At 76.3% G+C, this 23,273-nt stretch carries 7 protein-coding genes and 1 pseudogene; 7 read left to right on the plus strand and 1 reads right to left on the minus strand.

The window, feature by feature from the left end; translation table 11 throughout:
* Positions 1–184: 184 nt before the first annotated feature.
* The gene (locus IE313_RS21885) at positions 185–475 is read left to right on the plus strand and encodes a hypothetical protein (RefSeq protein WP_189934823.1); all 291 of its coding nucleotides are present in this window, start codon (positions 185–187) and stop codon (positions 473–475) included.
* Positions 476–485: 10 nt separating this feature from the next.
* On the opposite strand, the gene IE313_RS21890 is transcribed toward IE313_RS21885, so the two are convergent.
* Positions 486–764: a metal-sensitive transcriptional regulator gene (locus tag IE313_RS21890; protein ID WP_189934825.1), complete on the minus strand. Its 279-nt coding sequence runs from the start codon at positions 762–764 to the stop codon at positions 486–488.
* Positions 765–854: 90 nt separating this feature from the next.
* On the opposite strand from IE313_RS21890, the gene IE313_RS21895 reads away from it, so the two are divergent.
* From IE313_RS21895 to IE313_RS35370, 6 genes and pseudogenes are all read left to right on the plus strand, one after another.
* On the plus strand, positions 855–1,421 hold the full coding sequence (locus IE313_RS21895; protein WP_189934828.1) for a rhodanese-like domain-containing protein: 567 nt from the start codon (positions 855–857) through the stop codon (positions 1,419–1,421).
* A gap of 297 nt (positions 1,422–1,718) precedes the next feature.
* Positions 1,719–1,802, plus strand: a pseudogene (locus tag IE313_RS35365) (prephenate dehydrogenase dimerization domain-containing protein); the annotation flags it as partial.
* Between the two features lie 199 nt (positions 1,803–2,001).
* A complete protein-coding gene (locus IE313_RS21900) occupies positions 2,002–2,781 on the plus strand; it encodes a 4'-phosphopantetheinyl transferase family protein (protein WP_229924838.1) in 780 nt (259 codons plus the stop codon).
* Positions 2,782–3,143: 362 nt separating this feature from the next.
* The gene (locus IE313_RS21905; protein WP_189934830.1) at positions 3,144–4,208 is read left to right on the plus strand and encodes a ketoacyl-ACP synthase III family protein; all 1,065 of its coding nucleotides are present in this window, start codon (positions 3,144–3,146) and stop codon (positions 4,206–4,208) included.
* A 203-nt stretch (positions 4,209–4,411) separates the two neighbouring features.
* Positions 4,412–9,769 carry a type I polyketide synthase gene (locus tag IE313_RS21910; protein WP_189934832.1) on the plus strand — a complete coding sequence of 1,786 codons (5,358 nt, stop codon included), beginning with the start codon at positions 4,412–4,414 and terminating at the stop codon, positions 9,767–9,769.
* Positions 9,770–9,954: 185 nt separating this feature from the next.
* A partial coding sequence (locus IE313_RS35370; RefSeq protein ID WP_229924839.1) for a type I polyketide synthase occupies positions 9,955–23,273 on the plus strand: 13,319 nt, incomplete at its 3' end.

A 23,273-nucleotide genomic window follows, 5' to 3' on the forward strand; every position in this document is an offset into this window, starting at 1 on the left:
TTCGGGCTACTCCTCGCGCCTTCCGTGCCCGGCGGAACGCCCGGTGGCTGCTCGCGACCGGAGTGGTTCCGGCCCTTGCGCTCGCCGGTGGGGATGACCAGGTCGGGCTGGATCTGCTCGCAGGCCGGGCTGGATCTGCTCGACGGACTCGCCGAGCGCCCGGCGCCCCAGCACGGTGTGCGGCATGTCGTCGGTGACGCCGGTGGCCGGGCGCCGCCTGGGCCGGGCCGCCGGTGGTCGACGGGCGCGGGCAGGGCGGCCGGACAGTCGATCCCTGGCCTCGCTCGCCACCCGCCCCAGCGGGGCCACCGCACTGGAGCCGGCGGTTGTCGGCTCCTTCGCCGGAGCCGCGATCCTGGGTGCCTGGGACGGCGGACGCCTCGCCGCGAAAGTCTCGGGACCCCGCCCGCAACGCCTGTTCGCGCTGGTACCGCCGGCCGTGGCAGTCCTCGTGCTCGCCGACGCACTGACCTGACCGGAGAAGCTCAGGCAAGGGAGAGGAACAGCTTCTCCAGCCTCGCACGCATCTGGTCGCGGTCCCCGGCCGCCTGCCCGCCCTCGGCCATGCAGTGCTGCAGCCCCGTCGCGATGATCGCGAACCCGGCCCGGTCCAGCGCCCGGGAGACCGCCGCGAGCTGGGTGATCACATCCTCGCAGTCCCGGCCTTCCTCGATCATCCTGATGATCCCCGCGATCTGTCCCTGCGCCCGGCGCAGCCGGTTGAGCACGCTCCTGAGCTCATCGGCCGCCATCTCAAGCTCCATACTCCCTCTTCCTTGGATACCCCCTAGGGTATTGTAATCGGTTCGGGACGCCGCACCCCCGGACGCGGAACGAAAGGGAACCACACGCACATGAGCACCCCCGCCGCCATACACCCCGCCCAGGCCGACGAGCACCTGAGCACCTACACCGTCATCGACGTGCGCACCCCCGGCGAATACGCCGCCGGCCACCTGCCGGGCGCCCACAACATCCCCCTCGACCACCTCGCGCCCGCCCTGCCCGCCCTCAGGACGGCGGCCGCCCGCGGCGAGCTGCTGATGGTCTGCGCCTCAGGCAACCGCTCGGCCGCCGCCTGCGAGCAGCTCGCCGCCGCCGACATCCCCGCCACCAACCTGGCCGGCGGCACCACCGCATGGACCGCCCAGGGCCACCCCGTCCAGCGCGACGAGGAGGCCAAGGCGGTCTGGCCCATGGAACGCCAGGTCCGCCTCGCCGCCGGATCCCTCGTCGTCGCCGGGCTCGCGCTCGGCACCCGCTACCGCCGCGCCCGCTGGCTGTCCGCCGCCATCGGCGCCGGCCTGGTCTTCTCCGCCGTCACCGACACCTGCGGCATGGCCGCCCTGCTGGCCAGGCTCCCCCACAACCGGCCGGGCACCACCGACCTCGACGCCACCCTCGAAGCCCTCGGACTGTAACGCGGCCACCGAGGCGGCCCGCCCACGCAGGGGCGGTGTCCGGTCACGGCGACGAAGGGACCTGCTGGACCGCGTACGTCCTCGCGACCGGGGAGAACTCGGAACGTGGGGCCGGTGGCGAACGCGGACGGGAGGCCGGTGGCGAACCCGGCCTCCTCGGGATGCACATGCCGGCCGAGGGGAGCAGCATGATCGTGCCGGCGTCGCTGTCGAAGCGGACGGGCGGCGGTGGTGGGGGACGAGGCGCCGGCGGCGTGCTCAACACATGCAAGTCGAACGATGGACTGGTCTCGGCCGATGGACGCGGACGCCCACGACCGCGCCGTGGCCCTCGTCTCCCACATGCCGCACCTGGTCTCCAACCTGGTCGCGGCCCGGCTCGGGAGCACGCCCCGGTCGGGCCGGGCGGTCCGAGCAAGCCGGGTCCCCCCGGGCGGTCCGAGCAAGCCCGGGTCGGCCCGGGTCGGCCCGGGTCGGTCCGGGGCGTCCGGCCCGGCTCCGGTCCAAAGCGCGCCGCACGCACCGGGGTTCACCCGGCGGGGCCGCCCCGTGCGGGCGGTGCCCGCCTTATGCTCGGGGTGTGATAGCCCCCAGTGTGTTCCGCCTGCCGTCGTCACGCTCCCCGCTGGCCGCGGAGGCCGCGGCCGGCGCGGTGTACCCGCCGGCGCCCTTGCCGGCGCGCTCACCGGGCGGGCCCGGGCCGTCGGCGGACGGCGGCGGGGCCGCGCCGCCGCTCGTGCTCCGGGTGCTGAACGTCGTCGAGGAGGCGGACGCCGCCGCCGTGCTCGCGCCCGGGGTGCTGGACGCGACGGAGCAGAAGCGGGCGGCGGACTTCCGGCGCGAGGAGCACCGCAGGGGCTATGTCGCCGCCCATGTGGCACTGCGGTTCCTGCTCGGCGCCCGGCTCGGTCTGGCACCGGGCGCGGTGCGGCTGACCAGGGAGACCTGCCCGACCTGCGGCGAACTGCACGGCAGGCCCGCGGTGGTGGGCGGCGGTGTGCACTTCTCGCTCTCGCACAGCGGCGCCCTGGCCCTGATCGCCATGGCGCCGGTCACCGTAGGGGCCGACGTGGAGGAGACCCCCTCCCGTGAGGTCGCCGACCAGACCGCCCGCATGCTGCACCCGGACGAGGCCGCGGAACTCGCCGCGCTGCCCGACGCGGAGCGCGCGATGGCGTTCGGCCGTGCGTGGGTCCGCAAGGAGGCATACCTGAAGGCCCTGGGCACCGGCCTGTCCCGCAGCCTCGCCCTGGACTACGTCGGCACCGGGCCCACCCCGCCACCGGGGCCGCGGGGCTGGGCCCTGACGGACGTGCGGGTGCCGCAGGGATACCTCGCGGCGGTGGCCGTCCGGGTGTGAGCGGTCCCGCGGCGGGGGCTGCGTACCACCGGGCACCCGCACGTAAGCCCGTGCGCCACCTCCCCGTTCCCCTTCACCACCCGCCGCACCCGTGCGCCACCCGCCGCACCCGTACGCCCCGGGATCCGTACGCCCCGTGCCGCACCGCCCCGCCGCCCGCCCGGGCGCCACGAAAGATCCGGGTTAGGAGGGCTTAAGGACCGCGGACGAGACTCGCCGACAAGGCGGCAGTCGTGCCCGTGACGTTTCCTGCGGAGGCCGCTGACCGACGGGCCCGCCGGGCGGCCGACCGAGCGCCGTACCGGGCCGCCCGCCGGGCACACTGCCGGGGCCCGGAAGGGAAACGGAGAGGGGACACATCCGTGCGCTTGTCCGAGATGTTCATCAGCGGTCTGGGCGTCTACCTGCCGTCGACGCTGATGAGCGTCGAGTCGGCGGTCGAACAGGGGCTGTACGACGAGCTGGAGATCGAGCTGCACCAACTGGCCGGTGCGGCGGTGGCCGGGGACACACCGGCGCCCGAGATGGCGCTCAGCGCGGCCCGGGACGCCTTCAAGAGCTGCGGCAGGCACCCGTCGGACGTCGACCTGCTGCTGTACGCGAGCACCTGGCACCAGGGCCCGGAGGGCTGGCTCCCGCACGCCTACCTCCAGCGCCACCTGGTCGGCGGCGACGTGCCCGCGACCGGTATCAAGCAGGGCTGCAACGGCATGTTCAGCGCGATGGAGCTGGCTGCCAGCTACCTCCTCGCGGTGCCCGAGCGCAAGGCCGCGCTGCTGGTGGCCGCGGACAACTACGGCACCCCGATGATGGACCGCTTCAACATCGGAGCCGGCTACATCGGCGGTGACGCGGCGAGCGCGCTCGTGCTCACCAAGGAGCGCGGCTTCGCCCAGCTTCTGTCGGTGACCTCGGCGACCGTGGCCGAGGCGGAGGTCCTGCACCGCGGCGCCACCCCGCTCTTCCCGCCCAGCATCACCGTCGGCAGCGGCGTCAACTTCGGCGCCCGCGGCGGCGAGGCCCGGCGCAGGGCGGTGGCCAAGGCGCCCGGCGGCAAGCCGTCACCGGGCATGGTCGCCATGGCCAGGGTCCAGGAGCGCCAGCCGCAGGTCGTCCAGCAGGCCCTGGACGAGGCCGGTGTCACCATCGACGACATCACCCGGGTCGGCTACATGAGCTGCTCCCGCGAGATCGTCGAGCAGCGCTGCATGGCCCCGCTGGGGCTGCCGATGTCGAAGTCGACGTGGGACTTCGGCCGCACCGTCGGGCACTGCGGCGCGAGCGACCAGACACTCGCCCTCCACCACCTCCTCGGCACCGGTGAGCTGGGCCCCGGCGACCACATGCTGATGCTCGCCAACGGGCCCGGAGTCGTCATCTCCGCCGCCGTCGTCAGGATCCTCAGTACACCGCCACAGGGCGCGTGAGCGCGGCGGCGAGTCCTCGCCCGAGCCTTCCGTGCCCGTCAGGTGACCGGCTCGCCGCCCCGGGTCCGAACGCCGCGCCGCACACGGCCGGTGCCGTCAGGGGCCCGTGCCGCTGCCGGGCGGCCCCCCGTTGTGCTCCGTCATCCACCGCCAGGGTCGTGGCCCCAGAGGTCACCCGGTGATCTCGAAGGGAATCAACAGTGATGGTCGATGGGCCACGACCGGGACAGCAGCGCCCGGACAGCGACGGCGCCGCCGAGCCGGCGGCCGAGCCGATAGCGGTGGTCGGGATGGGGTGCCGCTTCCCCGGTGCCGCCGGTACCCCCGCCGACTTCTGGAAACTCCTCCTCAGCGGCGCCAACACCACCACCGAGGTGCCGGCGGGCCGCTGGGAGTGCTACGAGGACCTCGGCCCCGCCTACGCCTCGGTGCTGCGCGCCACCGTCACCCGGGGCAGCTTCCTGGAGGACATCGACAAGTTCGACTCCGAGTTCTTCGGGATCTCACCGCGCGAGGCCGAGCTGATGGACCCCCAGCAGCGCGTCCTGCTGGAGGTCGCCTGGGAGGCGCTGGAGAACGCCGGCATCCCGCCGCTGGGCCTCGCGGGCAGCGACACCGGTGTCTTCGTCGGCTCCTGCACCGACGACTACCGCCGCCAACTGCTGGAAGACCTGCCGCACATGGACGCCTGGAGCGGCATCGGCGCCGCACGCTGCGCCGTCGCCAACCGCGTCTCGCACCTGCTCGACCTGCGCGGGCCCAGCCTCGCCGTCGACACCGCTTGCTCGGCCTCCCTGGTCGCGCTGCACCTCGCCTGCCAGAGCCTGCGCCTGAAGGAGAGCACGCTCGCCCTCGTCGGCGGCGTCAACCTGCTGGTCTCGCCCGGCGAGACCGTCACCCTCGACCTGGCGGGAGCGCTCGCGCCCGACGGCCGCTCCAAGGCCTTCGACGCCGGTGGCGACGGCTACGGCCGCGGCGAGGGCTGCGGCGTGGTGGTCCTCAAGCGGCTCGCCGACGCCGAGCGCGACGGCGACCGCGTCCTCGCGCTCGTGCGCGGCAGCGCCGTCAACCAGGACGGCCACACCCCCGGCATCATGGCGCCCTGCGGCGAGGCCCAGGAGTACGTCATGGAACGCGCCTGCGCCCAGGCGGGCCTCGCGCCCGCCACCGTCGGCTACGTCGAGGCGCACGGCACGGGCACCCGCCTCGGCGACCCGCAGGAGGCCGCCGCGCTCTCCGCCGTCTACGGAGCGGGACGGCGCCCCGGACAGCCCTGCCTGATCGGCTCCGTGAAGGCCAACATCGGCCACCTGGAAGGCGCCGCGGGCATCGCCAGCGTGATCAAGGCGGTGCTCGCCCTCGAACACGCCGAGATCCCCGCGAATCCGATCGTCACCGAGCTGAACCCGGACATCCCCTGGTCCACGTCCGGACTGCGGGTCGTCACCGAGCACACCCCGTGGCCCGCCGGGGACGGCCCGCGGCGCGCCGGCGTCTCCGGATTCGGGTACGGCGGCACCGTCGCCCACGTCGTCCTGGAACAGGCCCCCGAGAGGCCCGCCGGGACCGCTGCGGCCGACCGCAGTGCGGACGGCGGGCGCCCGCGGCCGCGGCTGTACCCGCTGTCGGCCGGCTCCGACGACGCCCTGCGCACCCAGGCCGGCGTCCTCGCCGACTGGCTCTCGGAACGCGGCGCCGGACTCAGCCTCGCCGACCTCGGCCACACCCTCGCCCTGCGCCGCTCCCACCTGGACCACCGGGCCGCCGTCACCGCCACCGGCTGGGGCGACCTGGCGTCCAAGCTCCGCTTCCTCGCCGACGAGGAGGAGCCGGACGGCGTCGTCACCGCCTCCCCGCTGCCCGGGAAGGGCGCGGGCCTCGTCTGGGTGTTCTCCGGGCACGGCTCCCAGTGGGTCGGCATGGGCCGCGACCTGCTCGTTACGGAACCCGCGTTCGCCGAGGTCGTCGACGCCCTCGAACCGGTCTTCCTTGAGGAGATCGGCTTCTCGCCGCGCCGGGTGCTGACCGACGGCGACTTCGAGGGCGTCGACCGCATCCAGACCATGATCTTCGTGATGCAGGTGGGGCTGGCCGCGGTGTGGCGCTCCTACGGCGTCGCCCCGGCCGCAGTCATCGGCCACTCCGTCGGCGAGATCGCCGCCGCGGTCACCTCCGGCGCCCTCAGCAGGCAGGACGGCGCCCGGCTGATCTGCCGCCGCTCCAAGCTGCTGCGCCGCGTCGCGGGCCGGGGCGCCATGGCGATGGTCGGCCTCGGCTTCGAGGAGGTCGAACGGCGGCTCGCCGGCAGTACCGACCTGACCGCCGCCATCGCCTCCTCACCGGCGTCCACCGTGGTGGCCGGCGACCCCGGCGCCGTCGAGGCGCTGGTGAAGGAGTGGGGCGCCGAGGGGATCGTGGTGCGGCGGGTCGCCTCCGACGTCGCCTTCCACAGCCCGCACATGGACCCGCTGCTCGCCGACCTCACCGCGGCCGCCGGGAACCTGACCGGCCGCCGCCCCGAACTGCCCGTCTACAGCACCGCGCTTGAGGACCCGCGCGGCACCGGCGTCTACGCCGGCGGCACCTACTGGGCGGCCAACCTGCGCCGTCCGGTACGCCTGGCCGGCGCCATCGGCGCCGCCGTCGAGGACGGCCACCGCGCCTTCCTGGAGATCTCACCGCACCCGGTCGTCACCTACTCCATCAGCGAGACGCTGGCCGAGGCGGACGGCATCGAGGAGGCGGAGACGTTCGTGGGCGGCACGCTCCGCCGCAACGCCCCCGAGCAGCAGCAACTGCTGACGGCGGCGGGCGACCTGCACTGCCACGGCCTCACGGTGGACTGGACCCGCCTGCAACCGGCCGGCACGCTCGTCACCGCGCCGAACAACCCCTGGCGGCACCGCTCGCTGTGGCGGGTGCCCGAGTACGGCCCGGGCACCGAGGGCAAGGGGCACGACCCCGCCTCCCAGCACCTGCTGGGCTCCGCGACCTCGGTCGCCGGCAGCCGGGTGCGGCTCTGGCGGACCTGGCTCGATGACACCAACCGCCCCTACCCGGGCAGCCACAGCATCAGCGGCGTCGAGATCGTGCCCGCCGCGGTGTTCCTCACCTCGTTCTTCCGCGCGATCACCGACGACGACTGCGCGCCGCCCGCCCTGACCGGCATCTCCATGCGGCAGCCTCTGATGACGGCCACGCGCCGCGAGGTGCAGGTGGTGCACGAGGGCGGCACGCTGCGGCTCTCCTCGCGCGCCGCCGACGGCGGCGACGCCCCCTGGCTCACCCACGCCGAGGCCGACCTGCCCGCCGGCGCCACCGCGCCGCGGGCGCTCGCCGGCTCGCCGCTCACCGGCGACGAGGACCTGCCCCAGGTCCCCACCGGCCTCGTCCAGGAGCGGCTGAGCGCCGTCGGCGTGCCGTCCACCGGATTCGAGTGGACCGTCGAGGAGCTGCGGCGCGGCGAGGGCGCCCTGCGCGGCCGGGTGCGCATCGAGCCGACCGAACGCCCAGGCTGGGCCCCGGTGCTCGACGCCATGATGACCCTGGCGCCCGTCACCTACCCCGGCGACCCGGTGCTGCGCATGGTCGTCGAGATTGGCGAGGTCACCGTGCAGGGCCCGCCGCCCGAGACCGCCATCATGGACATCAAGGTCCGCGCGGACCGGGACGACGCCGTGGACGTGGCCGTGCTGGACGACAGGGGCCGCGTGGTGGCCCGGATGGACGGCCTCGTCTACGCGGTGATCGGCGCGGAGCAGCCGCTCGCCGCCGACCCGCGGAACCTGGTCCACCGCCTCGAATGGCGGCCCTTCGAGCCGCCCACCGCCGACGCGGCGGCCACCGGGCAGGCACCGGGCGCCCGGCACATCGTCCTCGTCGGCCCCGGCACCGAGCCGGTCGCCGGACTGAAGGAGCGCTGGACCGGCGCCGGGCACACCTGCACGGTCGTGCCCGTACCGGAGATGCTGGCCGCCCCCGACGGCGGTCCCGCACCGACCGACCTGGTGCTCGTCGTGCCGCCGGCCGACCCCGAGGTACCCGCCGACGAGGCCGCGGGCGACCTCGCCTGGCTGCTCGCCAGGACGGTGCAGCACGTGACGTCCGGCGCGGCCGGGGCCGAGCCGCCCCGGCTGTGGTGCCTGACGGCAGGCGCGGGGCACGGTGGGACGGAGTCCGCACTGCCGCTCGCCGCGCTGGCCGGTGCAGGCCGGGTCGTCGCCGCCGAGCACCCGGGCCTGTGGGGCGCCACCGTCGACGTGGACCCCTCGTGCGACCCGGCCCGGGTCGCCTCCGCACTGCTCGGCCTCATGGCCGCCGCACCCGGCGAGGACGTCGTCGCACTGGGCGAGGACAGCGCGTCGGTGGCGCGGCTGGCCCGCACGGGCGGCGACATCGCGGGCGACGTCCCGCACTGCCGCCCGGACGGCACCTACCTCGTCACCGGCGGCCTGAGCGCGCTCGGCCTGCGGGTCGCGGGCCGGCTCGCCGACCGCGGCGCCCGCCGCCTGGTGCTCGCCGACAGCGGCCCCTTCCCGCCGCGCTCCGCGTGGGAGGCACCGGCCGACGACGCGCAGCGCCGCTGGATCGACGCCGTGCGCGCGCTGGAGGGCCGCGGTGTGACGGTGCGTGCGCTGCCCCTGGACGTCACCGACCCCGCCCGGGCCGGGCTGCTGCGCGAGCCCGACCTGCTGGGGCTGCCGCCGATCCGGGGCGTGGTGCACATCGGCGCGGACACCGACGAGCACGCCCTGCGCGCGCTCGACGAGCAGGCGCTGCGCACCGCGATGCGGCCGCGGGTCGCCGGTGCCTGGGTGCTGCACCGGCTCTTCCCCGCGGGCGAGCTGGACTTCCTGGTCCTCTTCTCCTCCTGCGGCCAGCTCCTCGACCGGCCGGGACGCACCGCCGACGCCGCGGCGGGCGCCTTCCTGGACGCGCTGGCGGCGCACCGCGGCGCCACCGGCGGCGACCGCACCCTCAGCCTCGGCCTCGCGCCCCTGCGCACGGACACCGGCCGGGACACCGGCACGGACGGGGCGGACCCCGCGGCCGTGGACGCCCTCTCGGGCGACGAGGCGCTCGCGGCCTGGGAACTGGCCGAGCGGCACGGCCCCGGCGCCTACGCGGTGCTGCGGGTGCGACCCGCCGGCCCGGCGGACGACGGCTCCCCGGTGCTCAGCGAGATCCGTGCGCAGGACGCCGAGGCGGCGTCCCGCACGGCGGGTGGGGACGACGAGGTGGCCGCTCTCGCCGGCCTGACCGCGGACCAACTGCACGAACGCCTCGTCGAGCAGGTCAGGGAACAGATCGCCGCGGAGATGAAACTCCACTCCGGCGACCTCGACCCGGGGCGCTCGCTGGTGGAGCAGGGCCTCGACTCAGTGCTGACGATCATGGTCAGGAGGCGTCTGGAGAAGCGCTTCGGGCAGAGCCTGCCCGCGACCCTCCTGTGGCAGAAGCCCACCGTCTCCGCGGTGGCGGGGCACCTGGCCGGGCTGCTCGCCGGCGCCGACGAGGACGCTTCCCGGACGGCCGGTGCGCCGGCCCTGGTGGTCGGCTGACCACCCACCCCTCGCCGCGGCGGCCCAGGACCCGGGCGCCCGCGGCACCGGCGGCCGCACCCGCGGCCGCCTTGGCCGCACCGGCCGCCCCGGGGGGAGCGGCCGGTGCGGCGCGGGCCGCACGAGGCACGAGAAGGCCCACGAGTTCCGCTCGGCGGACGGATACGGGAGGACGGCACAAGGTGATGCTTCCTGACGAGCACAAGGCGACGGTCCTCGGCGGGGAGGGCTCGCCGGGGGGCGGTTCGCCCGCGGCCGGCACCGACTCCGACCTCGCGGTCATCGGGCTCTCCTGCCGTCTGCCCGGCGCGGCCACCCCGGCGGAGTTCTGGCGGCTGCTGTCCGACGGCACGAGCGCGGTCACCGCACGGCTCGAAGAGCGGCTCGGCGAGCGGTTCGGTGAGCGGTTCGGTGAGCGGTTCGAAGAGCAGCCGGAGGACGGCGGCCCGGCGGTCGGCGGCCCGGCGGTCGGCGGTCCTGACGCCGGCGGTCCGGCGGTCGGCGGTCCCGTGGACGGTGCCGCGGCGGGGCCGCGGCACGCCGGACTGCTCGACCGCATCGACCGGTTCGACGCGGGCTTCTTCGGCATCTCGCCGCGCGAGGCCGTGCAGATGGACCCCCAGCAGCGGCTGATGCTGGAACTCGGCTGGGAGGCCCTGGAGGACGCCGCGATCCTGCCGCGCTCGCTCGGCGGCAGCCGCACCGGCGTCTTCGTCGGGGCCATCGCCGACGACTACGCGGTCCAGCTCGCCCGGCACGGCGCCGGCTACACCCAGCACTCGCTGACCGGCACCAACCGGGGCATCATCGCCAACCGGCTCTCCTACACGCTCGGCCTGCGCGGCCCCAGCCTCACCGTGGACGCCGCCCAGGCCTCCTCGCTGACCGCCGTCCACATGGCCTGCCAGAGCCTGCTCACCGGCGAGTGCGAGCTCGCGCTCGCCGGCGGCGTCCAACTGATCGTGGGCCCCGACAGCACGGCGATGACCGCCGCGTTCGGGGCGCTCTCCCCGGACGGCCGCAGCCACACCTTCGACGCCCGCGCCAACGGCTACGTACGCGGTGAGGGCGGCGCCTTCGCCCTCCTCAAGCCGCTCGCACGCGCGCTCGCCGACGGCGACCAGGTCTACTGCGTGATCCGCGGCAGCGCCCTCAACAACGACGGCACCACCGACGCGCTCACCGTGCCCAGCGCCCGGGCCCAGGAGGACGTCGTCCGCGAGGCCCTGGCCAAGGCCGGAGCGGACCCGCTCGACGTGCAGTACGTGGAGCTGCACGGCACGGGCACCGCGGTCGGCGACCCCGTCGAGGCCGCCGCGCTGGGCGCCGCCTACGGCGCCGGGCGCACCACCGGGTCGGAGCTGGTGGTCGGCTCCGCGAAGACCAACGTCGGGCACCTGGAGGGCTCCTCCGGCATCGTCGGCCTCCTCAAGGCCGCCCTGAGCATCCACCACCGCCGGCTGCCCGCGAGCCTGAACTTCGAGACCCCGAACCCGGCCATCCCGCTGGACGGCCTGCGGCTGCGGGTGCAGCGCACGCTCGGACCCTGGCCCCGCGAGGACCGCCCGCTGACCGCCGGGGTGAGCTCCTTCGGCATGGGCGGCACCAACTGCCACGTCATCCTGGCCCAGGCCCCGGGCCAGGACCGTGCCGACCCGGCTCCCGCGGCGCCCGCCGCCGACCCGGCGTCCGCGGCGGACCCGGTGGGCGCGGCGGGTGCGGCGGGTGCCGAGCCCCGCCCGGTCGTCCCCTGGCTGCTCTCGGGCCGTACTGCCGCCGCCCTGCGCGGGCAGGCAGGACGCCTGGTGGCGCACCTCGAAGAGCGGCCCGGCGCGGCCCCGCTCGACCTCGGCTGGTCGCTGGCCACCACCCGCACCGCCTTCGAGCACCGCGGCGTCGTCGTCGGCCGGGACCGCAGGGCGCTGCTCACCGGCCTGCGGGCGCTCGCGGCGGGCGAGCCCGGCGCCGGCGTGGTGCGCGGCAGCGCCACCGGCACGGGCCGGCTCGCCGTCCTGTTCACCGGGCAGGGCAGCCAGTACGCGGGCATGGGCGCCGCGCTGTACGAGGAGTTCCCGGTGTTCGCGGACGCGTTCGACGCCGTCTGCCGGCATCTCGACCCGCATCTGGACCGCCCGCTGCGGGCCGTCGTCCTCGCCGCCGCGGACCCCGCCGACGCCGACGCCGACGCCGACAGCGGCACCGGCACCGGCACCGGCAGCGACGCCGCGCTGCTGCACCGGACCCGCTACACCCAGGCGGCCGTGTTCGCCGTCGAGACCGCGCTCTTCCGCCTGGTCGAGCACTGGGGCGTGACGCCCGACGTGCTCATCGGGCACTCCGTCGGGGAGCTGACGGCGGCGCACGTCGCCGGGGTGCTGTCGCTGGCGGACGCCTGCACGCTGGTCGCCGCCCGCGGCCGGCTGATGCAGGAACTGCCCGCGGGCGGCGCCATGGTGGCGCTGGAGGCCGCCGAGGACGAGGTGCGTGCCTCACTCGACGCGCTGTCCGGACCGTCGGGAGCGTCCGGGCTGCCGGGATCCGCGGGCACCGCACCGCCCAGGACCGCGCAGGCCGCACCCTCCGAAACCGCGGGCACCGCCCGGGACGGCGCGGCGCGGATCGCGGTCGCCGCGGTCAACGGCCCGCGCTCCGTCGTCGTCTCCGGCGACGAGGACGCCGTACTGGAGGTGGCCGCCCACTGGGAGGCGCGGGGCCGCAAGGTGAAGCGGCTGCGCGTCAGCCACGCCTTCCACTCGCCCCGGATGGCACCGATGCTGGCGGAGTTCACCGAGATCGCCGGACGCCTGAGCTACGCCGCGCCGCGCATCCCGGTGGTCTCCAACGTGGCGGGACGCCCGGCCACCGCCGAGGAACTGGGCTCGCCCGCGTACTGGGCGCGGCACGCCAGGGACGCCGTGCGCTTCCTGGACGGTGTGCGCACCCTGCACGCCGACGGTGTCACCGCCTACCTCGAACTCGGTCCCGGCGGCGTGCTGACCGGCATGGTGGAGGAGTGCCTCGGCGACGCCGCCACCCCCCGGCACCTGCTGCTGCCCACCCTGCACCCCGGGCGCCCCGAACCCGAGGCCCTGCTCACCGCCCTGGCCCGGCTGCACGCCCAGGGCACCGGGGTCGCCTGGGAGAGGGTCCTCGCCCCGCACCACCCGCGCCGCCTGCCGCTGCCCACCTACGCCTTCCAGCGGCGGCGCCACTGGCCCCGGTTCGACGCCGCGGCCGCCGGCACCGGTCCCGCGGCCCCGAGCCGAACCACCGCGTACCCGGCGTCCGCCGCCCCGGCCGCGGACCTCCAGGACCCCGCGGGCACGGGCGACGGGGCGGCCCCGGACGCCGACGACGCCCTGCCCTGGGCGCGCCGCCTCGCGCCGCTCGCCGCCGCCGAGCGTGAGCGTGCCCTGCTCGACCTGGTCCGCACCGAGGTGGCGGTGGTGCTCGGACACCTCACCCCCGACGCGGTGGACGGCGGCAGGGCGTTCAAGGACCTCGGCTTCGACTCGTCCCTCGCCGTCGAACTGCGCAACCGCCTCACCGAGGCGACCGGTCTGCGGCTGCCGACCGGACTCACCTTCAACCACCCGACGCCCGGCGCCCTCGTGCGCCACCTGCTGTCCGAGCTGACGGCCGGTGACGACCCGGCGGGCGGCCACGACCGGGCCGCCGCGCCACCGGCGGCCCCGGACGAGCCGGTTGCGATCGTCGGCATGGCCTGCCGCTACCCGGGCGGCGCACACTCGCCGGAGGCGCTGTGGCGGCTCGTCAGGAACGGCGAGGACGCCATCGGGCCCTTCCCGGACAACCGCGGCTGGCACCTCGACCAGCTCTTCGACCCCTCGCCGGAGACCAACGGCACCACCTACACCACGCAGGGCGGGTTCCTCTACGACGCCGACCGGTTCGACCCCGCCTTCTTCGGCATCAGCCCCCGCGAGGCCCTGGCCATGGACCCGCAGCAGCGGCTGCTGCTTGAGGTCTCCTGGGAGGCGCTGGAACGCTGCGGGATCGACCCGCTGACCCTGCGCGGCGCACCGGCGGGCGTGTTCGTGGGCGCCACCGCCCAGGACTACCTGCCTGCCCTGCACGACGCGCCCGAGGGACTCGGCGGCTATCTGCTGACGGGCGGCACCACAAGCGTCGCCTCCGGCCGGATCGCGTACACGCTGGGCCTCGAAGGCCCCGCCGTCACGGTGGACACGGCCTGCTCGTCGTCGCTGGTGGCGATGCACCTGGCCGTGCAGGCGCTGCGGCAGGGCGACTGCTCGATGGCGCTGGCCGGCGGTGCCACCGTGATGTCGGGCCCCGGCATGTTCGTCGAGTTCAGCCGGCAGCGCGGCCTCGCGGGGGACGGCCGGTGCAAGGCGTTCGCGGCGGGCGCGGACGGCACCGCGTGGGCCGAGGGCGTCGGCGTCGTCGTCCTGGAGCGGCTCTCCGAGGCCCGCCGCCTCGGCCACCCGGTGCTGGCCGTGCTGCGCGGCTCCGCGATCAACCAGGACGGCGCGAGCAACGGCCTGGCCGCCCCGAACGGCCCCTCCCAGGAGCGGCTGATCCGCCAGGCCCTCGGCAACGCCGGGCTGCGGGCCGAGGACGTGGACGCCGTCGAGGCGCACGGCACGGGCACCGCCCTCGGCGACCCCATCGAGGCCGAGGCCCTCATCGCCACCTACGGGCAGCGCGACGCGGGCAGTCCGCTGTGGCTCGGCTCGCTGAAGTCCAACATCGGGCACTCCCAGGCAGCGGCGGGCGTGGCCGGCGTCATCAAGACGGTGATGGCGCTGCGCGCCGCGGAACTGCCGAAGACCCTGCACGTCGACGAGCCGAGCCCGCACGTCGCGTGGTCCGCCGGCGCGGTGTCCCTGCTCACCGAGTCCAGACCCTGGCCGCGGCGCCACGGCCCGCGGCGGGCCGCGGTGTCGTCGTTCGGCATCAGCGGCACCAACGCCCACGTCATCCTGGAGGAGGCGCCCGGGGCCCCGCAGCAGGACCCCGCGGCCCCCGCCGGCCACGGCACGGCGGGCGAGCCCGCGCTCCCGCACGGCGGGCCGGCCACCGCCGACGTGCCGCACCCACCGCGGGAGGCCGGGCCCGACACCGGCCCCGTGATCCCCTGGCTGGTCTCCGCCAGGACCGGCCAGGCCCTGCGGGACCAGGCCGCGCGCCTGTACGAGCACGCCGCGGCGGACGACGCGCCGGGCGCGGGGGACCTCGGCCTGTCGCTGGCCGAGACCCGTTCGCTCTTCGACCACCGCGCCGTGATCGTCGCCGGGGACCGCGCCGGCCGTCTGGAGGGCCTGCGTGCCCTGGCCGACGGCGGCAGCGCGCCGTCGCTGGTGCGCGGCGCCGCGCCCGACGCCGGCGGCACGGGCGGTACGGGCGGGGCCGGCGGAGTCGTCTTCGTGTTTCCCGGCCAGGGCTCGCAGTGGCCGCGGATGGCGGTGGAACTGCTCGACACCAGCCCGGTGTTCCGGGACCGCGTCCAGGACTGCGCCGCCGCGATGGCACCGCACGTCGACTGGTCGCTGATCGACGTGCTGCGCGGCGCGCCGGGCGCCGCGTCGCTGGAGCGGGTGGACGTCGTGCAGCCCGCACTGTTCGCCGTCATGGTCTCCCTCGCCGAGCTGTGGCGCTCCTTCGGCGTGCGGCCCGACGCCGTCGTGGGGCACTCGCAGGGCGAGATCGCGGCCGCCTGCGTCGCCGGGGCGCTCTCCCTGGAGGATGCCGCGGCCGTCGTCACCCTGCGCAGCAAGGCCCTGGTCGCGCTGGCGGGCACCGGTGGGATGGCGTCCCTGGCGCTGCCCTCGGAGCGAGTGGCCGCACTGCTTGAGCGGTGGCCGGGACGGCTGGACATCGCGGTCGTCAACGGCCCCTCGTCCACCGTCGTCTCCGGCGACCCGGGCGCCATCGACGAGGTGGTCGCCGCCTGCGAGTCCGAGGGCGCCCGGGCCCGCAAGGTCCCGGTGGACTACGCCTCGCACTGCGCCCATGTCGAGCCCCTCAGGGACCACCTGCTGGACGTGCTGTCCGGCATCACGCCCCGGGCGTCGCGGACCGCGTTCTTCTCCACGGTCACCGCCGCGCCCGTCGACACCACCGAGCTGACCGCCGAGTACTGGTACCGCAACCTGCGCCGGACCGTGCGGTTCGAGGAGACCACCCGCGCGCTGCTCGCCGCAGGGCACCGCACCTTCATCGAGGCCAGCCCGCACCCGGTGCTCACCGTCGGCGTCCAGGAGACACTCGACGACGCGGCCGCCGCCGCGGCTGCCGGGACCGGCACGGCCGGTGCCGCCGGACCCGGCGGTGCCGTGGTGGGCTCGCTCCGCCGGGACGAGGGCGGCTGGCAGCGGATGTGCACCTCGCTGGCCGAGGCCCATGTGCGCGGCGTGCCGGTCGACTGGCGGCCGGTGCTGACCGGCCGCGGCTTCAGCCGGGTCGACCTGCCCACCTACGCCTTCCAGCACGAGCGCCACTGGCTGACCCGCACCCCGGCCGCCACCGACGCGGGCGGACTCGGACTCGGCGGCGCCGACCACCCGATGCTGGGCGCCTCGGTCACCCTCGCCGACGACGACCGCCTGGTCATGACCGGCCGGATCTCCCCGGCCACCCACCCCTGGCTCGCCGACCACGCCGTCGCGGGCACGGTCCTGCTGCCCGGCACCGCGTTCCTCGAACTCGCGCTGCACGCCGCGGCCCGCACCGGCCTTCCCGTGTGCGACCACGTCGACGAGCTCACCCTGGAGGCGCCCCTCGTCCTGACCGAGCACGGCGGCGTCCTGCTCCAGGTGAGCGTGGCACCGCCGGACGGCTCGGGGCGGCGCAGGGTCACCGTGCACTCCCGTCCGCAGGGCGCCGACGACGAGGCCCCCCACACCCGCCACGCCACCGGCCTGCTCGCCCCGTCCCCGGCCGGCGCCCACGGCACCGACCTGGCCGCCTGGCCCCCGGCGGGGGCCGCCCAGGTCCCCGTCGACCGGCTCTACGACCGGCTCGCCGCCCAGGGCTACGACTACGGGCCCGCGTTCCGGCGCGTGCAGACGGCCTGGCAGGCGGGCGACGACCTCTACGCGCAGGTGCGGCTCGCCGACGAGCAGCGGGCGGACGGCGCGCGGTTCGGCGTCCATCCCGCGCTGCTGGACTCGGCGCTGCACGTGCTCGCGCTCGGCGGGCTGCTGGGCGCCGACGACGAGGGCCGCATCCGGCTGCCGTTCGCCTGGAGCGGTGTCTCCCTGCACGCCACCGGCGCCACCGCGGGCCGTGTGCACTGGGCCCGCACCGGCCCCGACACCGTCGCGCTGACCATCGCCGACACCACCGGCGCCGTGGTCCTCACCGCCGCATCGCTGACGCTGCGCCCCGCGGCCCCCGAGCGGTTCACCGGTGCCCGGCACGCCGCGGGGCAGGGCGGTCTCTTCGAGGTCGAGTGGGTCCCGGCGGCGCCCGCCGCTGATCGGGCGCAAGCCGGCGCCGCATGGGCCGCGCTCGGCGCCGCGGCGGCTCGACGCGGCACGGGCTCGGCGGGCGACGCGCCCGCCGGCCGCCACGCCGACCTGGCCGCGCTCGCCGCGTCCGTCGCGGCCGGCGGCACGGTGCCGGACGTCGTCCTCGCCGCGGTCGGCGGCGAGCGGTCCGGGCCCGCCGCGGACCCGGCCGCCGGGGCCCGCGAGGCCACCGGCCGGGCCCTCGCGCTCCTCAAGGACTGGCTGGCCCGCGACGAGTTCCCCGGCGCCCGGCTCGCCGTCGTCACCACCGGCGCGGTCCCCGCACCCGGCACCGGAGACCTGCCCGACCTGGCCGCCGCGGCCGTGTGGGGCCTTGTACGCACCGCGCAGAGCGAGAACCCGGACCGCTTCCTGCTGCTCGACCTCGACGACGAGGACGCCTCGCGTGAGGCCGTCGGGGCGGCCCTGGCCACCGGGGAGCCCCAACTCGCCGTCCGGGCCGGCACCGTCCACGTCCCCCGCCTCGTACGGGCCCCCAAGGCCGCGGAGGACGCCGGGGAGCACACCGCCGCCGCGGCCGCGAAGCCCTCGTTCGACGGGGAGGGGACGGTGCTGGTCACGGGTGGTACGGGGACGCTGGGCGCGTTGCTGGCGCGGCATCTGGTGGCCGAGCACGGTGTGCGGCATCTGCTGCTGACCAGCAGGCGGGGGCCCGCGGCGGACGGTGCCGCGCGGTTGGCGGCGGAGCTGGGGGCGCAGGGCGCCTCGGTGACCGTCGCCGCCTGCGACGCCGCCGACCGCGAGGCCCTGCGCCGACTCCTCGACGACATCCCCGCCGAGCACCCCCTCACCGCCGTCGTCCACACCGCGGGCGTACTCGACGACGGCGTCATCGGCTCGCTCACCCCCGAACGCCTCGCCGGCGTGCTGCGGCCCAAGGCCGACGCCGCCTGGCACCTGCACGAGCTCACCCGGCACCTGGCACCGGCCTCCTTCGTCCTGTTCTCCTCCGTGGTCGGCACCCTGGGCAGCGCGGGACAGGGCAACTACGCCGCGGCCAACGCCTTCCTGGACGGTCTGGCCCACTACCGCAGGGCCCTCGGGCTGCCCGCGTGTTCGCTCGGCTGGGGCCTGTGGGAGCAGACCAGCGCCATGACCGCGCGGATGGCCGACGGCGACCGGGCCAGGATGCTGGGCGGCGGCGTGCTGCCGCTCGCCTCGGAGCGCGGCCTCGCGCTCTTCGACGCCGCGCTCGCCGCGGACCGTCCGGCCCTGCTGCCGGCCCGGTTCGACACCGCGGCCCTGAGCGGCCGGGCCCTGGCCGGCGACCTGCCCCCGGTGCTGCGCGGGCTGCTGCGCGCCCCGGTGCGCCGGGCCGCCGGGGGCCCCGAGGAGTCCGCCGCGGGCGGCGGGCTCCCAGGACTGCTGGCCGGCCGCCCGGCCGCCGAGCAGGACCGGGTGCTGCTGGAACTGATCGGCACCCATGCGTCCGCGGTGCTCGGGCTCACCGGGCCGGACGCCGTCGAGGCGGACCGCGCCTTCAAGCAGCTCGGCTTCGACTCGCTGACCGCGGTCGAGCTGCGCAACCGCCTGACCCAGGCCACCGGCCTGCGGCTGACCGCCACCCTGGTCTTCGACCACCCGACGCCCGCCGCGCTCGCCCGCCATCTGCGCGCCGAACTCACCGGCGCGCCGGGGCCGGGGGAGGAGCCCACGGCATCCGGGCCCGGCACGGCCGCGGACGAGCCCATCGCGATCGTCGGCATCGGCTGCCGCTACCCCGGCGGCGTGGATTCCGCCGACGACCTGTGGCGGCTGGTCGCCGAGGGCCGCGACGCCGTCGGCGACTTCCCGCGCGGGCGCGGCTGGGACATCGAGGACCTGTACGACGCCGACCCCGAGCGCGCCCACAAGGTGACCACCCGGCACGGCGGGTTCCTGCACGACGCAGGCGACTTCGACGCCGACTTCTTCGGCATGAACCCGCGCGAGGCGCTGGCCACCGACCCGCAGCAGCGGCTGCTGCTCGAGGTCGCCTGGGAGACCTTCGAGGACGCCGGGCTCGCCCCGGCCGCGCTCCGCGGCAGCCGCACCGGCGTCTTCACCGGCATCATGTACGGCGACTACGGCGGCCGGCTGCGCGAGGCTCCCGCGGAACTGGAGGGCTATCTGCGCAACGGCAGCCACGGCAGCGTCGCGTCCGGCCGGATCTCGTTCACGTTCGGTCTTGAGGGGCCTGCGGTGACGGTGGACACGGCGTGTTCGTCGTCGCTGGTGGCACTGCACCTGGCGGCGCAGGCGCTGCGCGGTGGTGAGTGCGATCTGGCGCTGGCCGGTGGTGTGACGGTGATGGCGACCCCGGCGACGTTCGTCGAGTTCAGCCGGCAGCGCGGGCTGGCGCCCGACGGGCGCTGCAAGGCGTTCGCGGCCGCCGCCGACGGCACCGGGTTCTCCGAGGGCGCGGGGCTGCTGCTGGTGGAGCGGCTCTCGGACGCCGAGCGCAACGGGCACCGGGTGCTCGCCGTGGTGCGGGGCTCGGCCGTCAACCAGGACGGCGCGAGCAACGGCCTCACCGCCCCCAACGGCCCCTCCCAGCAGCGGGTCATCCGTGCCGCCCTGGCCGCCGCCCGCCTGACCCCCGCCGACGTCGACGCCGTCGAGGCCCACGGCACCGGCACCAGCCTCGGCGACCCCATCGAGGCACAGGCACTCCTCGCCACCTACGGCAAGGACCGCGACGCGTCCGGACCACCGGTGTGGCTGGGCTCGATCAAGTCGAACATCGGCCACACCCAGGCCGCCGCGGGTGTCGCCGGTGTGATCAAGATGGTCCGGTCGATGGCGCACGGGGTGCTGCCCAGGACGCTGCACGTGGACGAGCCCTCGCCGCACGTCGACTGGGACTCCGGAGCCGTCCGACTGCTCACCGAGCAGACCCCCTGGCCGACCACCGACCGACCACGCCGCGCCGCCGTCTCCTCCTTCGGCATCAGCGGCACCAACGCCCACGTCATCCTCGAAGCGGCGCCCGAGCCCGCCCGGGCCGCCACCGCGCAGGACGCCCCGGCTCCCACGGACACCGGCTCACCGGTCCCGCACGCGCCGTGGGTGCTCTCCGCCAAGGACGAGGAGGCACTGCGCGCCCAGGCCGCACGCCTGCGCGACTTCGCCGCCGCCCACCCCGATCTGGATCCGTCCGCCGTGGCGCACGCGCTGGCCACCACCCGCACCCACTTCGCGCACCGCGCCGCGGTGCTCCCCGAGGGCGGCGACCGGCGCGAACTGCTGGCCGCGCTCGACGCTCTCGCCGCCGGCCGGGAGGCGCCCGCGGTGCTGCGCGGCACCACGGGGGCCGCCGAGAACGCCAGGGTCGCGTTCCTCTTCTCCGGCCAGGGCAGCCAGCGCCCCGGCATCGGCCGCGAGCTGTACGAGGCGTTCCCCGTCTTCGCCCGGGCCCTGGACGAGGTCTGCGGCCATCTGGACCCGCATCTGGACCGGCCGCTCAAGACGCTGATGTTCGCCGCGGAAGGCACCCACGAGGCGGCCCTGCTCGACCAGACCCGCTACACGCAGACCTGCCTCTTCGCCCTCCAGGTGGCCCTGTTCCGGCTGTTCGAGCACTGGGGCGTCAGCCCTGACCGGCTCATCGGCCACTCCGTCGGCGAGCTGACGGCCGCCCATTTCGCGGGCGTGTTCAGCCTTCAGGACGCCTGCACGCTCGTCGCCGCGCGCGGCCGCCTGATGCAGGCCGCACCGGCCGGCGGTGTGATGATCGCCATCCAGGCCGCGGAGGACGAGGTCCGCGCCACCCTCCCCGAGGGCGACGACCGCGTCACCGTCGCCACCGTGAACGGGCCGACGTCCACCGTCATCGCCGGTGACGAGGAGCCGGTGCTGGCGCTGGCGGCGCGCTGGAAGGAGAACGGCCGCAGGACCACGCGGCTGGCCGTCAGCCACGCCTTCCACTCGGCCCACATGGACAGCGTCCTCACCGAGTTCCGCGCGGTCGCCGAGACGCTGACGTACCATCCGGCGCGCATCCCCGTCGTCTCCAACGTCACCGGCACCACCGCCACCGACGAGCAGCTCACCTCGCCGCAGTACTGGACCGACCACATACGCTCCACCGTCCGCTTCCACGACGGCATCCGCCACCTGCACGGGCACCACCGCACGAGCACCTACCTGGAACTCGGCCCGCACCCCGTGCTGTCCGGCCTGGTCGAGGACACCCTCGCCGAGGCCGCCACCGCACCGACCGTCGTCCCGGCGCTCCGCCGCGACCAGCCGGAGGCCGCCGGAGTCACCCGCGCCGTGCTCACCGTGCACGCCCGCGGCACCAGCCCCGCCTGGGACGCCTTCCTCGGCCGGGGCGGCGGCCGCCCCGTCCGGTTGCCGACCTACGCCTTCCAGCGCCGGCCCTACTGGCTCGACGCTCCGCCCCGCACCGGCGGCGCCGCGGCGGCGGGTCTGGACGAGGCGGGTCATCCGCTGCTGGGCGCGGCGGTGGAACTGCCCGACGGCGGCCACCTGTTCACCGGCCGCCTCTCCCTCGCCACCCACCCCTGGCTGGCCGACCACACCATCCTCGACACCGTCCTGCTCCCCGGCACCGCCTTCGTCGAACTCGCCCTGCACGCCGCCGCACACACCGGCGCGGGCGGGCTCGACGACCTCACGCTGAGCGCCCCGCTGGTGCTGCCCGAGCAGGGCGCGGTGCACCTCCATCTGCTCACCGGTGCGCCGGACGCCGCCGGCCGCAGAACGCTCACCGCCCGCTCGCGCCCGGCCGGTGCGAAGGCGCCCTGGACCGAGCACGCCACCGGCACCCTCGCGCCCGCCGGGGCCGGTGGCGACGGTGCCGAGTACGCCGAGCACACCGCCTGGCCCCCGGCAGGTGCCGTGCCGGTGCGCGTCGACGGCTTCCACCGCGACCTGCTCGACCGCGGCCTCGCCTACGGGCCCGCTTTCCAGGGGCTGCGCACGGCATGGCGGCACGGCGACGCGATCCACGCCGAGGTCGCCCTCCCGGACGGCCTGACCGGCGCCTACGGCATCCATCCCGCCGCCCTGGACGCCGCCCTGCACACGGTCCTGCTGCGGGAGGAGGCGCACCAGGACGGGTCCGAGCGGCAGGTCCCGCTGCCGTTCTCCTTCGGCGGCGTACGCCTGCACGGCCCGGCGGCACCCGCCGCCTTGCGGGTGAGCACCGCCCCGGCCGGTCCCGACAGCCTGTCCGTACGGGTCACGGACGGCACGGGACGGCCCGTCGCCACGATCGACTCGCTGGTGGTCAGGCCGATGGCGGCAGATCGGCTGGAGCGCGCCGCCGGCCGCCACGACACGCTGTTCGAGCTGGACTGGATCCCGGTACCGGGCGGCGGGGCACCGGCCGCCGCGCCCGAGGGCCCCTGGGCCGTGCTCGGCGCCGCGGACCGCACGGCCGCCTGGTGCGGCGGCGACGTCGAGGTGCGGTCCTACCCCGACGCCGAGGCGCTGGGCGCGGCCGTGGACGCCGGGGACCCGGTGCCCACGCTCGTCGTCGCGCCGTTCCCGGCCGCGCTCGGCGACCCCTCGTCCGCCGCGTCCCGGGCCGTCACCCGCCGGGCCCTCTCCCTGCTGCAGGACTGGCTCACCGACGACAGGTACGCCGCGGCACGGCTCGCCGTGGTCACCTCGGGCGCCATCGCCGCGGGGGCGGACCGGGCGGTGCGCGACGTGGCGGGCGCGGCACTGTGGGGCCTGGTGCGCTCCGCCCAGACGGAGCACCCGGGCCGGATCGTCCTCGTCGACGTCGAGGACCTCACCGATCCGGCCGCGCTCGCCGGGCTCACCGGCAAGGACCACGGCCACCTGCTGGCCGGCGCCCCGAGGGCGTCCGGCGCCGCGGCACCCGAGACCCAGCTCGCGGTGCGCGAGGGCACCGTCCTGGTGCCACGGCTGACCCGCGTCAGCGCCACCGCGGGGGACGCGGGCCCGTCCGGCGCGGACGCCGTGCGGCTCGACCCCGACGGCACGGTCCTGATCACCGGCGGCACGGGCACCCTGGG

It is taken from the genome of Streptomyces sulfonofaciens (assembly GCF_014656295.1).
Lineage (GTDB): Bacteria > Actinomycetota > Actinomycetes > Streptomycetales > Streptomycetaceae > Streptomyces > Streptomyces sulfonofaciens.

Coding starts and splice junctions, on each gene's coding strand:
- IE313_RS21885 (WP_189934823.1), top strand. CDS start 185: ATGTCGTCGGTGACGCCGGTGGCCGGGCGCCGCCTGGGCCGGGCCGCC.
- IE313_RS21890 (WP_189934825.1), bottom strand. CDS start 764: ATGGAGCTTGAGATGGCGGCCGATGAGCTCAGGAGCGTGCTCAACCGG.
- IE313_RS21895 (WP_189934828.1), top strand. CDS start 855: ATGAGCACCCCCGCCGCCATACACCCCGCCCAGGCCGACGAGCACCTG.
- IE313_RS21910 (WP_189934832.1), top strand. CDS start 4,412: ATGGTCGATGGGCCACGACCGGGACAGCAGCGCCCGGACAGCGACGGC.